Here is a 12,403-nt window from a genome sequence, read left to right as displayed (position 1 = left end):
CACCCTGATTATTCGTCAAAACCTGTGACGGGTGGGGCGATCCCCCGGCGCGGGGACCTGGTGCCGGACACGGCCTGGCGCTGCGCCGATGCCGGACCGCGGGCGGGCAGCAGCCGGGAGAGCTCCCGGGCGATGCGCGCCCAGGCCGCGCTGCCGGGGTCGATGACGTCGAAGTGATCGGCGCCGGGCAGGCCGAGGAAGGCCGCCGCCGGGCCGGCCGCCGCGGCGTACCGCCGGCTCAGCTCGTACGGCACGTGCGGGTCGGCGGTGCCGTGCACCACCAACTGCGGTACGCCGAGCGGTGCCAGGGCCATGGGATCGGCCAGCCGGTACACCTCCGGCCGGTCGGCCGGACCGCCGCCCAGCAGCTGCGCCACCGCGCCGTCGCTCAGGCGCAGCCGTGCGGCCAGGGCCAGGTCGCAGACACCGGCCAGCGACACCGCCACGGCCGGTGGCGTCCCGCTCCGCCGGTGGGCCGCCCACAGCGCCAGCTGCCCTCCGGCCGAGTGCCCGACCAGTCCGACCCGGGCGGGATCGACCGTCCCGCCGCCTAGGCCGGGGACGGCGTCCAGCGCGGCGGCCACGTCGTGGAAGGTGCCGGGCCAGCCGCCGCCCGCCATGTCCATCCGCCGGTACTCGACGTTCCACACCGCGTACCCCCGGGCCCGGAGGTCGGCGGCGAGCAGGTGCATGAGGTCCAGCCGGTAGCGCTCGCGCCAGTAGCCGCCGTGCAGCAGCACGACCGCCGCCCCGTCGCCGCCCGGCCAGTACTCGCCGAACTGCTCCGGCGACGGCCCGTAGCGGACGATCCGGTAGGCCTCGGGCGGGCTCGCGGTCAGCCTCTCCAGCTCCGGCGGGTAGTCCTTCAGCCGCCTGTCGTCCGTCGCGGTCATCAGGTCGGTCCGTCCGCGGTCTCCGGGAACTCCAGGTGCCGGCCGGCCGCCACCGCGTCGCGCAGCCGCGACAGTCCGGTGTGGAGGTCGACGTAGCGCGTGTACAGGGGCGGGAAGCCCAGTCGGAGGCGTTGCGGCGTACGGAAGTCGGGGATCACCCCGACCGACTTCGCCGCCTGGCACACCTGCCAGGCGGCGGGGTGGTGCAGGGCGAGGTGCGCTCCGCGCCGCTCCAGCGAGGCCGGCGACGCCACCCGGAAGCCGAGCGGGACGAGCCACGCGTCGGCCAGCTGCTGCGCGTAGGCGGTCAGGCCTCGGGCCTTGGCCGCGATGGCCCCGATGCCGGCGGCGGCGGTCAGCCGGATCCCCTCCTGCGCCGCGTAGGCCGCGAGTACCGGGGGAGTGCCGACCAGGAAGCGCTCGATCGCCGGTACGGGTCGGTAGGCCGGACCCATGGCGAACTGGTCGGACTGTCCGAACCAGCCCCAGATCGGTTGCCGCAGCCGGGCCTGCAACTCCCGCCGCACGTACAGGAAGGCGGGTGAACCCGGGCCGCCGTTGAGGTACTTGTAGGTGCATCCGACGGCCAGGTCCACGCCCGCCGAGGACAGTTCGACCGGCACCGCCCCGGCCGAGTGGCACAGGTCCCACAGGACCAGCGCGCCGTGCCGGTGCGCCGCCGCCGTCACCTGGGCCAGGTCGGTCACCGCGCCGGACCGGTACGCGACGTGCGAGAGGCAGACCAGGGCCACCCGCTCGTCCAGCGCCGCCGCCACGTCGGACGTCCGCAGGCCCTCGTCGGGGTCGACGGTAATCTGATGGACCGTCAGTCCGCGGGCGGCCGCGATGCCGTCCAGGATGTAGCGGTCGGTGGGGAAGTTGTCGTCGTCGGTGACGATCACGTCGCGGCCGGGCCGGGCGTCCAGGGCGGCGACCGCCAGCTTGTAGAGGTTGACGCCGGTCGAGTCGGACAGCACCACCTCACCCGGTTCGGCGCCGACGATCCCGGCCACCAGGTCGCCGATCTCCCGGCTGAGCGGCAGCCACCGCCGCCAGCCGTCGATCAGGTCCCCGCCCCACGCGTCGACGGCCTCGTGCAGCCGGTCCCTGGTCGTGCGGGGCAGCCGGCCCAGCGAGTTGCCGTCCAGGTAGACCGCGGCCGGGTCGGCGATGACGAACTCGTCGCGGAAGCCCGCGAGCGGGTCGGCCGCGTCCGCGCGCCGGGCCTGTTCCAGGAACGGGTCCTCCGCGGGACCGCCGGGCGGGCCGCCCGGCGGAGCGGTGGATCCCGCCTGCTGCGTGCCAGATTTGACCACCCCTGCAAAACCAGTCACCCGAGCACCATAATGGGCACTTGCCCACTCGTCAACGGTCGGGCCGGCGCCGCGCTGCGGGTCACGAACGCGCCACCCCGGGCGGCGCGTTGGCGATTCGGCCCCGCACGTCGGCCCCGCGCGCGGTGGCCCCCGCGCGTGGCCCGGCCCGCCCGGTCAGATCCGCTCGGCGGACCAGTGCGGATCGCGGCCGGTCAGGGCCAGCAGCAGGTCCTGGGCGTCGGCGCCCGGCGCCGTGGTCAGCGGCGGGTCGAACAGGCCGGTGCCGGCCAGGTCGCGATATCCGCGGAACTCGGCGAGCGCGTACCGGACGGAGCCCTGCGGCATCCGACCCGTCTCGCCCAGCGCCCGGGCGAGGTCCCAGCCGTGTACGACGGTCTCGGCCGTCAACTCGCGGGCGTACCCGCCGAGATCGCGCACCCCGTAGGGCACGTGCACCAGGACGTCGAGGGCGCCAGGCTGGTTGAGCGCACGGATGCCGCTGTCGACGGCCATCTCCCACACGCCGACGGGGTTGCGGCCCAGGACGTCACCCTGGAACCGGTGGCCGATCTGCTCCGGGGTGTAGCCGGCGGCCGCCTGGCAGACCCACAGGTGCTGAGCGGCAAGGTGGTTCACCAGCGCGCGCACGTCCCAGTCGCGGCAGGGGGTGGACGCCGCCCACCCGTCCTCGGGAGCGGCTCGTAACAGCCGGTCCACCTCAGCCCCGGCGGCGGCGTAGCACCGGCGGACCTCGGTGTGGAACTCGGATGGGTGGGGACATTCCATGGCCGGACCTCCCTCTCCCGCCCTCCTCTCTCCCAGTAAACCGCTACCGGCTGTGACAATCCAGGGTTCGCCGACCGGTTTCGACAACGAGCCCGGACGGGAGGCGGGCTGGTGACACCGGGTGTTCGACCGTGGCGGGGTGGGGGAAGTCCGCTGCCTTGCAGGCACCTTGGCGTCCCAGCTCCGTCACCGTCCGTGCCCGGCAGCGCCGAGGGGCCTACCGGAGGCTCCGCCGGAGCGGATCGTGCGGTGACAGGGCGTTCGCGGCGGCGAGGGGGTCGTCGGTGGCAGGGCCGGCGGGCCGGTGCGTGCGGGGCGGACTTTCGGTTATCCCGGCCTCCCGTTCCGGTCTCCTCTGCCGTGGGCCGGGTGCCGGCCGGCCCACGCCGCACCCGGCCGGGTGCCCTCACAAGGTGAAGACTGCCGATGTTCGCTTCCCGCCGTTCGACCTCCCGTACCTGGGCGCTGGCGTCCTGCGTGCCCGTCCTGCTCCTCCTCGGGCTCTTCGCGGGCGGCGCGTCCTCGGCCGACGGGCGGCCGGGCACCGCGGGCGAGCTCGGCGGGACGGCGCTGCCCGGGTCGGCCACCGCGGGCACCCTCGGGCTGCCGGACCTGCCCCTCACCTCGCTGGGCCTCGCCGCCGAGCGGGACGGCTACCGCCTGGACGGCGCCGACGCGGACCTGCCCGCCGGCCGGGCGGTGGGCTACTCGTTCACCGTCACCGGCCCGGACGGCCGGCCGGTGACCGACTTCGCCGTCCACCAGGCGAAGCAGCTGCACTTCTACGCGATCCGCGCCGATCTCACCGGCTTCCGGCACCTGCACCCGACGATGGCCGCCGACGGCACCTGGACCGCCGACCTGGCGGCGCTCGCCCCGGGGCACTGGCGGCTGTACACCTCCTTCGTGCCGAACAGCGGTGCCCGCAAGGGCAGCGAGATCGTGGTCAGCCGGGAGCTGACGGTGCCGGGCGAGGCCGCGGCCGTGCCACTGCCCGCCCCGGCCGGCACCACCACGGTGGACGGCTACACCGTCGTCCTGCGGAGCGAGCCGAAGGCCGGCGCCCTCCGGCTCACCGCCACCATCGGCAGGGACGGCCGACCGGTCACCGACCTCCAGCCGTACCTGGACAGCTACGCCCACCTCACCGCCTTCCACGAGGGCGACCAGGCGCTGGCCCACCTGCACCCGATGGACCAGGTCGGCCCCGGCGGCGGCGGGCCGGCCCTGGAGTTCTACGCCCTGCTCGGCCGACCCGGGAACTGGCGGCTCTTCCTGCAGTTCCAGACCGCCGGGCAGCTGCACACCGCGGAACTCACGCTGCACGTCGCCTGAGACGGCAGACGGGCAGACGGCAGACACCGGACGGCAGACGGCGGGCACTGGGCGTCGAGGGAGCGGCTGCGGCGGTCCGGGCGTGCTCAGGCCGAGCGGCGGTAGTAGGTGACGGCGACCCTGACCGGGCCGTCGTCCGGACCGGTGGCGAGTGCGCGGACGACGGCGAGGTCGCGGCCGCCCCGGGCGCGGACGCAGAAGCTCCGGTCGGGGCCCAGGGCGGTGAACGGCAGGGCGGACGCGGGCCGGGTCTCGACGCCCTTGATGCAGTCCGGGAGGGTGAGGCCGCCGGCCGGCGAGACGTAGGCGTCACTGTCCTCCGGGATGTAGAACTCGCCCGCGTGGCGGCCCAGGTACCAGGCGGAGGCGTCCTGGGGTGCCACCTTCCCGGTCTTGAGGTCGAACTCGTAGGAGTGGTCGGGCGAGGCGAGTTCGAGGTCCGTGTAGACCGCGGTGTAGCCGGGGGCCGGGGCGACGGGCGTGGTCGGAGCGGCCGGGGCGGTGGTGGACGCGGAGGGCGACGGGGTGGCGGTGGCACCGGCGGACGGGCTGAGGCTGCCGGCCGCGGCGACGTTCTGGTCGTCGAGGTCGTCGAGGTCGTCGAGGTAGTCCGGATCGAGCAGCAGGAACGCCCCGGCGGCACCGACGAGGAGCGCGGCTGTCGTCAGGAGGGCGGTACGGGCGCCGCGCCGCGCGGTGGCGGCCCGGCGTCCACCGGGGGCGGCCCGCTCAGGCCGGCCCTCCGACGGGCCGGTGCTCGACGCGCCGGTGGCCGACGGCTGGGCCGGGGCGAGCGCGGCCGGGGCGAGCACCGTCGGGGTGAGCAGGGGCGCGACGAGCGCGGTCGGCGCGTCGGCCGCGGCCCGGCCGTGGTCCAGGGCGGTGGCGGGCGGCGGAGGCGTGGCCGGCAGGTCGGTGTGGCGGCGGATCTCGGTGCTGACCTGCTGCGGCAGCCAGTCCTCGGAGAAGCGCAGTTCGCCGCCGGTGGCCGGGTGGCTGCGGGCGGCCTCGATCAGCCGGGCGGTGTCCGGCCGGTGCTCGGGGTCCTTGGCCAGGCATTGCCGGACCAGCCCGTGCAGTCCGGGCGGCAGACCGGCGAGGTCGGGCTCCTCGTGCACCGCCCTGTAGAGCGAGGCCGGCTCGGGGCCGTCGCCGAACGGCTGCGTGCCGGAGCCGACGTGGGCGATCAGGACGCCCAGCGCGAAGACGTCGGTGGCCGGGGTGGCGGGCAGCCCGAGGACCTGCTCGGGGGCCATGAAGCCCGGCGAGCCGATGCGCAGACCGGTACCGGTGAGCGGGCTGGCGTCGGCGGCGCGGGCGATGCCGAAGTCGATGACCCGGGGGCCGTCGGCGGCGAGCAGCACGTTGCCGGGCTTGAGGTCGCGGTGGACGACGCCGGCGGCGTGGATCGCCTGCAGGGCCTCCGCGATGCCGGCCAGGAGCAGCAGGACGGTCCGCTCGGGCAGCGGGCCGTAGCGGTGGACGACCTGCTGGAGGGAGGGGCCGGGGACGAAGGCGGTGGCCAGCCAGGGGGTGGCGGCGTCGGTGCCCGCATCGACCACCTGGGCGGTGTAGAGGCCGTGGATGCGCCGGGCGCTGGCGACCTCCTGGGTGAAGCGGTGCCGGAACTCCGGGTCCTCGGCGAGCTCGGGCCGGACGACCTTGAGCGCGACCGGGCGGCCCCCCGGGGTGTGGGCGAGGTAGACGCGGCCCATGCCGCCCGCGCCCAGCCGGGCCCGGAGGCGGTAGCCGCCGACCTCGCGGGGGTCGTCCGGGGTCAGCGCCTGGAACGCCGTGGGCGACGGGGCGCCGAAGGGCTCTGCGGTCATGCTGGCTCCCAGCGGGGTCGAGCGGGCGTGGTGAACGGTGGGGCAGGCGGTACGGCGGGCACGGTGGGCCCTGCGGACGCCGGGTGTTCCGAATCGGACCGGAGCATACCCCGGACTGTAATTTTAGTCAGGATCGGCTGCATGCTCCCCGGTGGCCGATCCTGCGGGTAGGGTGATCGCTTGTGGCTGACCGTCGAACCCTGATCATGGAAGCGGCCGCGCGGGTGATTGCCCGGCGCGGCGTCCGCGGGCTGCGCGTGGAGGAGCTCGCGACCGAGGCGGGCGTGTCCACCGCGCTGATCTACTACCACTTCAAGGACCGCACCGGGATCCTCCGGGCGACCCTGGAGTTCATCAACGACCGGGCCGAGCGGTACACGACCGAGCGGGCCGAGGAGGCGCCTCCCCTGGACGCCAGGGGTGAGCTGGAGCAGACCCTGCTGCTGGAGTTCCAGGACACCCCGCAGGTGCGGGAGAACAGCACGGCCTGGGGGGAGCTGCGGGCGAGTGCGGTGTTCGACCCAGACCTCCGGGAGGACCTGGCCCGCGCCACGCTGGTCTGGGTCCAGGAGGTCGCCGAGCTGCTCGGCAGGGTCCGGCCGATGAGCGGGGCGGCGGCGCTGGCCGCCTCCGCCGAGCGGCTGACCGCGCTGCTGGAGGGGTTGAGCGTGCGGTGGCTGAGCGGCAGTGTGCCGCTGGCCCACGCGCGCGAGCTGATGGCCGGCGCGATCGACAGCGAGCTGGAGCACCTGCGCGGGTAGCGCGCGCGGGACGGACGACGGCGGGCCCCGGGGTTTCCCGGGGCCCGTTTCCTTATGTGCGCCTGTGGGGCGCCCGCCACAACCCTGCCGATGCCTTGACTGAATTTTCAGTCAGTGCGAGAGTGTGAGCACGGCACCGAACGACGCCTCGGCGGCACTGGGTTCCGCCCGTCGCCCTGCCGACTCCGACCGGGCCGCGGGTGACGCGCCGCCCGCCCCGCGGGCACCGCCCCTCCCCGGACGACCGCCCCCGTGAGGGCACCCCGCCCCGTGAGGGCGCCCGTCCCCGGGGCCGGCGTCCGCCCCGCGCCCGGCACCGCCCGGTGGGCATACTTGACTTGGAGATCCGCATGAGTGACCCGTACCGCGACGACCGCTCCCTGTTCGACCGGCTCCTCGGCGCCGAGCCGTCCCGCAGGTCGGTGCTCGGTGCCGCCGCAGGACTGGGGGCGGCGGGGATCGTCGCAGGTGCGGCGCCCGCCTCCGCCCGCTCCGGGAGCCCGGCCGACAGTGCGCTCCCGCGCTGGTGGGTGGACCGCGACGACGTGCCGCACGCCCGGACCTGGATGTCCTGGCCCTCCCGGAAGTCCGTCTGGGGCCGGCAGCTGGCGGGTGTCCAGCAGGACATCGCGCTGATCGCCCGGACGATCGCCCGCTACGAGCCGGTGGTCATGCTCGCCCCGGACGACTACAGCGTCCGGGAGGCCCGTCCGCTCTGCGGGCCCGCCGTCGAGGTGATCGGCTCGATCGGCACCGACGACCTCTGGATGCGCGACATCGCCCCCGTGTTCCGCCGCGACGGCCGGGGCGGCCTCGACGCCGTCGGGCTCAACTTCAACGGCTGGGGGAACAAGCAGACCCACCGGTGGGACGCCGAGGTCGCGCGGCACGTCGCCGACCGCTCCGGGCTGCGGTTCAGCCGGGCGGACTTCGTCGGCGAGGGCGGATCGGTCGAGACGGACGGCGACGGCACCGTGATGGCCACCGAGAGCAGCCTGGTCAACAAGAACCGCAACCGGGGCATGAGCCGCGACGAGATCGAGGCGGAGGTGCTGCACGTCTACGGCGCGGACCGGATGATCTGGGTCCCCGGCATCAAGGGCAAGGACATCACGGACGACCACATCGACGTCACCTCCCGGTTCGTCCGGCCGGGCGTGGTGATGGTGCAGCTGCCGCCCGAGGACCGCGACGACGTCTGGGCCCGTGACGCCCGCCAGCAGTTCGACATCCTGTCCCGGGCCACCGACGCCCGGGGGCGCCGGCTCCAGGTGATCCGGGTGGACGGCCCCGACACCGTGCGGTCGAGGGACCCGAAGTTCGTCGACTCCTACCTCAACTTCCATGTGGTCAACGGGGCCGTGATCGCGACCCAGTTCGGCGACCGGGTGAAGGACGAGGCCGCCCGGCGCACCCTCGCGGCGGCCTTCCCCGGCCGGGAGGTGGTCCAGCTCGACGTCGACCGGCTGATGGCCGGGGGCGGCGGCATCCACTGCTCCACGATGCAGGAACCGCTGCCGTAGGCGCACGAGGTCCGCGCAGGCCGCAGTCCGCAGTCCGCAGTCCGCGGGCCGTAGCGCAGGACGCACCGGGGCCGTGCCCCGCACCAATCCACCCACCCTCTTCCTCCTTCCCTCCGGAGTGCCCGTGTCGGATCGCACCCCCACCCCTCCCTCCCCGTCCCGCCGGACGATGCTGCGCGCCGCGGCCGGCGCCGGTCTGCTGGCCCTGGGGGCCGGCGCCTGCGCCGGGCCCGGCGAGGAGGAGGGCGCGGCCCCGCCCGACGCCTCCTCCCGGCCGCCGGAGCCAGGGGCGACGGGTGCGCCCGGCGGGCCGCCCGCCCCGGGGGCGACGCCCGGGCGCAGGTTCGGCGCCGAGTGGGAGAGCCACGCCCGGACCTTCATGTCCTGGCCGGCCTCCACCGGGATCTGGGCGGACCAACTGCCCGACGTCCGCGCGGACATCGCCCGGCTGGCCCGGGCCGTCGGGGGCTACGAGCCGGTGGTGATGTTCGCCCGCCCCGCCCAGGCGGACGCGGCGCAGAACGCGTGCGGCAAGGACGTCGAGGTCGTCCCGCTGCCCGTCGACGACCTGTGGGCCCGGGACACCGTCCCGGTCTTCGTGGAGGACGGCAGCACCCTCAAGGGCGTCGACTTCAACTTCAGCGGCTGGGGCAACAAGCAGAAGGAGCACGCCAACGACACCGCGCTGGCCGCCGCGGCCCTCGGCAGGTACGGGATCGAGCGGATCCGTACGCCCGTGGTGGCGGAGGGCGGCTCCTTCGAGACCGACGGCCAGGGGACGCTGCTGGTCACCGAGAGCTCGGTGGTCAACGAGCGCCGCAACCCGGGAAAGAGCCGGGACGAGATCGAGGCCGAGCTCGGGAAGGCCCTCGGCGTGACCAAGGTGATCTGGTTCGCCGGCGTGCGCGACCAGGACATCACCGACGCGCACGTGGACTGCCTGGTGCGGTTCGCGGCCCCCGGGGTCGTCCTGCTGGACCAGCCGTTCCCGGGTGCGCCCGCCGACGTCTGGTCGCGCTCCGCAGCCCAGGCGCGCGAGGTGCTCAGGAGCGCCACCGACGCGCACGGCAAACCGCTGCAGGTGATCGACCTGCCGCAGCCCGACCCGGACCGGATCACCGGGCGCGGCGACGCGTTCGTCTCCTCGTACATCAACTTCTACGTCGCCAACAAGGCGCTGTTCCTGCCGCGTTTCGGGGACGCCAAGGCCGACGACCGGGCCCAGCAGATCCTGCGCGACCACTTCCCCGGCCGGGACATCGTGCCGGTGAAGATCGACAACATCGCCTCCGGCGGCGGCGGGATCCACTGCTCCACCCACGACCAGCCCGGTAAGCCGGACGCGGGCTGACCCTGGCCCCACTGGACGGCGAACCGCCCGCCGGCGCCCGTTCCGCTCGACCGCCTCCGAGCCCCTCCAGGGCTCGGAGGCCTCGGTGCTGTCCGGCCGCCCCTGCCGGGGCCGGACGTCGGTGCAGAGCCGCCGTCGCCGGACAGCGGAAAGCCGCCGGGCGGGGCGACACGGCAGCGTCGCCCCGCCCGGCGGCGGTGGCTGGTGGCAGGTGGTCTCAGCTGGCCCGGTCGGGCCGGTCGGGCCGAACGGAGGCGGCCACGCCGCTGCCCGAGGCGGGGCCGGCCGAGGCAGCGGTGGCATCGGCGGGATCCGGTGAAGCGGCGTCCTCCCGCATGGCCGCGGTCTCGGCCTTCAGGATGCGCATGGACCTGCCGAGTCCGCGGGCCATGTCGGGCAGCTTCTTCGAGCCGAACAGCAGCACGACCACGGCCACCACGACCAGCAGGTGCCAGGGCTCCAGACCATTGCGGAGCATTGCGTCTCACCGGGCCTTTCACAGTGGGGGAGGGGGCTCGGCCGAGCATGGACAGTCTCGCATTGACTGAAATGTCAGTCAATGCCACCGGCGGTCGCAGGGCAGGGCTCCGGTCGGAGGCCGTCGAGCTCCGCGTCCAGCGCCTCCGCGAGCAGTCGACGGGCGTGCTCCAGCGGGAGCGAGCCGCTGAGCCAGCGGACGCTGAGCCCCTCCAGCAGCGCCGTGAGGCGTTCGGCGGACGCGGCGTGGGCCGGGGCGGTCCCGGCGGGGTGGGCGCGGCCGAGCAGTTCGGCGATCTCGTGGACCCAGGTGTGGGTGGCCTTGGCCAGGTCCGTGCGCAGGTCCGCGTCGAAGACCGCGCTGGCTCTCAACTCGCCCCAGGCGGTGCTGTTCTCCCGGACCTCCGCGGTGTCCTGCAGCTCCAGCAGCAGGACCTGTGCCAGCTCGGCCCGGGCGTCGTCCGCGGTGTCGGGGCTCCACTGCGCGGTGTAGCGGTCGGCCCGCTCGCTGATGAACCCGAGGGTCTCGCGCAGGATCCCGGCCCGGTCGGCGAAGTGGTAGTAGATCAGCGAGGTCGACACGCCGGCCTCGGCCGCCAGTTCGGCCACGCGCAGTCCCCGCACGCCGCGCCGGGTGATGACGCGTGTGGCGGCTCTGAGTATCTCTGTTCGACGGTCTGACACGGGTGTTCACTCTACTCGCACATGAGGCGTCGAGGAGTGGTTTCCTGATCATATTTTCAGGACCTTCTCGCGCGGGACTGATTCAGGACATCCCTGCTCATCGGGGTTTTGGGCACCCCAGGGCCATCCTGCCGGGCCGCGCCAGGGTTGTGGGACCCCGAGACCGGACCGGTGGGGATTGGGTCGCTCCTTCATCTTGACTGAATTTTCAGTTCAGAGCAGGATGTGGGTCACCCCACACCTCCCGATCCCTCCAGGGAGTCCCATGGACACGCCCGTTCCCACCCGGCGCAGCCTGCTCAAGTTCGGGGCTTCGGCCCTTCCGTTGGCCGCCCTCGGCGCGGCCCTTCCGGCGATCGCCCTCCCCGCGGGTGCCCACGCCGCCACGGCGCCGTCCGGCGCCACCCTGACCCTCCCGGCGGAGACCGACCGGCACGCGCGGACCTTCATGGCCTGGCCGGCCCTCCGGTCGGTCTGGCAGGACCAGCTCGCGGCGGTGCGCCGGGACATCGCCAACCTCGCCCACGAGATCTCACGGTACGAGCCGGTGGTCCTGCTGGCCCGCCCCGAGCAGGCCGCCGACGCCCGCTACACCTGCGGGTTTGGCGCCTACCACCCGATCGTGGTCGAGGAGGTCGCCAACGACGACCTGTGGATCCGCGACTTCGGGCCCACCTTCGTCGTCGCCCCGGGTGCGGTGGCCGGCGTCGACACCAACTTCAACGGCTGGGGTAAGGCGGGCACGTCCTACCAGCAGCCGTTCGGCAACGACGCCACCGCCGCCGCCAAACTGCTGGACCGCTACGGCGTCGACCGGATCCAGGCCTCCTTCGTCGGCGAGGGCGGTTCGCTGGAGACCGACGGCCAGGGCACCCTGCTGGCCACCGTCAGCTCGCTGGTCAACCCCAACCGCAACCCGGGGATGACCCAGGGGCAGGTGGAGCGGTCGCTCAAGGCGTCGCTCGGCATCGACAAGGTGATCTGGATCCCGGGGCTGGCCGGGCAGGACATCACCGACTGCCACATCGACTGCCTCGCCCGCTTCACCGCTCCGGGCCGGGTCCTGCTGGACCAGCCGGGCCCCGGCACCGACGCCAGGTGGGTCGCGGTCTACGAGGAGGCGAAGCAGGTGCTGCGCGACGCCACCGACTCCCGGGGCCGCCGCCTGGAGATCATCGAACTGCCCGGACCGGACCGCCGCCTGATCCGCGGGCGCGGCAAGGACTTCCTGTCCAGCTACACCAACTACTACACCGTCAACGGCGCCGTCATCGCACCGCAGTTCGGCGACGGCTACGCGGACGGCGTCGCCTACGCGATCCTCCAGGCCGAGTACCCGGACCGCAGGATCGTCCAGCTCGACATCGACGCCGTCGCGAGCGGTGGCGGCGGCATCCACTGCGCCACGCAGTCCCAGCCGGCCGTACCCCCCGCGGGCTGAGCCCGCT

Annotated in this window: 11 protein-coding genes; 5 read left to right on the top strand and 6 right to left on the bottom strand. The window is 74.3% G+C overall.

Annotated elements, in window-relative coordinates; genetic code table 11:
* Nucleotides 1-8: 8 nt before the first annotated feature.
* From ACGFZP_RS38105 to ACGFZP_RS38095, 3 genes are all read right to left on the bottom strand, one after another.
* A complete protein-coding gene (locus ACGFZP_RS38105) occupies nucleotides 9-893 on the bottom strand; it encodes an alpha/beta hydrolase family protein (RefSeq protein ID WP_392941650.1) in 885 nt (294 codons plus the stop codon).
* Nucleotides 893-2,209 (bottom strand): kynureninase, encoded by a 1,317-nt coding sequence (gene kynU, locus ACGFZP_RS38100; RefSeq protein WP_392941648.1) that lies wholly within the window; start codon nucleotides 2,207-2,209, stop codon nucleotides 893-895. The genes ACGFZP_RS38105 and kynU overlap by 1 nt, the downstream gene beginning before the upstream one ends.
* 174 nt (nucleotides 2,210-2,383) lie before the next feature.
* Complete coding sequence (locus ACGFZP_RS38095) at nucleotides 2,384-2,995, bottom strand: TIGR03086 family metal-binding protein (protein ID WP_392941645.1); 612 nt, start codon at nucleotides 2,993-2,995, stop codon at nucleotides 2,384-2,386.
* A gap of 426 nt (nucleotides 2,996-3,421) precedes the next feature.
* Here ACGFZP_RS38095 and ACGFZP_RS38090 point away from each other — a divergent pair, with 426 nt between their 5' ends.
* Nucleotides 3,422-4,330, top strand: a complete 909-nt coding sequence (locus tag ACGFZP_RS38090) for a hypothetical protein (protein WP_392941643.1) — start codon at nucleotides 3,422-3,424, stop codon at nucleotides 4,328-4,330.
* Between the two features lie 86 nt (nucleotides 4,331-4,416).
* Here ACGFZP_RS38090 and ACGFZP_RS38085 read toward each other — a convergent pair whose 3' ends face one another.
* Nucleotides 4,417-6,159 (bottom strand): serine/threonine-protein kinase, encoded by a 1,743-nt coding sequence (locus tag ACGFZP_RS38085; protein WP_392941641.1) that lies wholly within the window; start codon nucleotides 6,157-6,159, stop codon nucleotides 4,417-4,419.
* Nucleotides 6,160-6,341: 182 nt separating this feature from the next.
* On the opposite strand from ACGFZP_RS38085, the gene ACGFZP_RS38080 reads away from it, so the two are divergent.
* The 3 genes from ACGFZP_RS38080 (at nucleotide 6,342) to ACGFZP_RS38070 (ending at nucleotide 9,794) form a co-directional block, all read left to right on the top strand.
* Nucleotides 6,342-6,920, top strand: a complete 579-nt coding sequence (locus ACGFZP_RS38080) for a TetR/AcrR family transcriptional regulator (protein ID WP_392941638.1) — start codon at nucleotides 6,342-6,344, stop codon at nucleotides 6,918-6,920.
* 350 nt (nucleotides 6,921-7,270) lie between these two features.
* A complete protein-coding gene (locus ACGFZP_RS38075) occupies nucleotides 7,271-8,443 on the top strand; it encodes an agmatine/peptidylarginine deiminase (protein WP_392941636.1) in 1,173 nt (390 codons plus the stop codon).
* Nucleotides 8,444-8,612: 169 nt separating this feature from the next.
* Entirely contained in the window at nucleotides 8,613-9,794 is a 1,182-nt protein-coding gene (locus ACGFZP_RS38070) for an agmatine/peptidylarginine deiminase (protein ID WP_392941717.1), read from the top strand.
* 217 nt (nucleotides 9,795-10,011) lie between these two features.
* On the opposite strand, the gene tatA is transcribed toward ACGFZP_RS38070, so the two are convergent.
* Together tatA and ACGFZP_RS38060 are read right to left on the bottom strand one after the other, a co-directional pair.
* On the bottom strand, nucleotides 10,012-10,272 hold the full coding sequence (gene tatA / locus ACGFZP_RS38065; RefSeq protein ID WP_392941634.1) for a Sec-independent protein translocase subunit TatA: 261 nt from the start codon (nucleotides 10,270-10,272) through the stop codon (nucleotides 10,012-10,014).
* A 74-nt stretch (nucleotides 10,273-10,346) separates the two neighbouring features.
* Complete coding sequence (locus ACGFZP_RS38060; RefSeq protein ID WP_392941632.1) at nucleotides 10,347-10,955, bottom strand: TetR/AcrR family transcriptional regulator; 609 nt, start codon at nucleotides 10,953-10,955, stop codon at nucleotides 10,347-10,349.
* A 265-nt stretch (nucleotides 10,956-11,220) separates the two neighbouring features.
* Here ACGFZP_RS38060 and ACGFZP_RS38055 point away from each other — a divergent pair, with 265 nt between their 5' ends.
* Nucleotides 11,221-12,396 carry an agmatine deiminase family protein gene (locus ACGFZP_RS38055; protein ID WP_392941630.1) on the top strand — a complete coding sequence of 392 codons (1,176 nt, stop codon included), beginning with the start codon at nucleotides 11,221-11,223 and terminating at the stop codon, nucleotides 12,394-12,396.
* Nucleotides 12,397-12,403 lie beyond the last annotated feature (7 nt).

Source organism: Kitasatospora sp. NPDC048239 (genome assembly GCF_043202015.1).
Lineage (GTDB): Bacteria > Actinomycetota > Actinomycetes > Streptomycetales > Streptomycetaceae > Kitasatospora.
This window is presented reverse-complemented; position numbering and strand designations above follow the sequence as displayed.

What these genes read in the sequence shown, in the direction of transcription:
- ACGFZP_RS38095 (WP_392941645.1), bottom strand. Translation starts at nt 2,995, where the DNA reads ATGGAATGTCCCCACCCATCCGAGTTCCACACCGAGGTCCGCCGGTGC.
- tatA (WP_392941634.1), bottom strand. Translation starts at nt 10,272, where the DNA reads ATGCTCCGCAATGGTCTGGAGCCCTGGCACCTGCTGGTCGTGGTGGCC.
- ACGFZP_RS38070 (WP_392941717.1), top strand. Translation starts at nt 8,613, where the DNA reads ATGCTGCGCGCCGCGGCCGGCGCCGGTCTGCTGGCCCTGGGGGCCGGC.
- ACGFZP_RS38090 (WP_392941643.1), top strand. Translation starts at nt 3,422, where the DNA reads ATGTTCGCTTCCCGCCGTTCGACCTCCCGTACCTGGGCGCTGGCGTCC.
- ACGFZP_RS38075 (WP_392941636.1), top strand. Translation starts at nt 7,271, where the DNA reads ATGAGTGACCCGTACCGCGACGACCGCTCCCTGTTCGACCGGCTCCTC.
- ACGFZP_RS38105 (WP_392941650.1), bottom strand. Translation starts at nt 893, where the DNA reads ATGACCGCGACGGACGACAGGCGGCTGAAGGACTACCCGCCGGAGCTG.
- ACGFZP_RS38055 (WP_392941630.1), top strand. Translation starts at nt 11,221, where the DNA reads ATGGACACGCCCGTTCCCACCCGGCGCAGCCTGCTCAAGTTCGGGGCT.
- ACGFZP_RS38085 (WP_392941641.1), bottom strand. Translation starts at nt 6,159, where the DNA reads ATGACCGCAGAGCCCTTCGGCGCCCCGTCGCCCACGGCGTTCCAGGCG.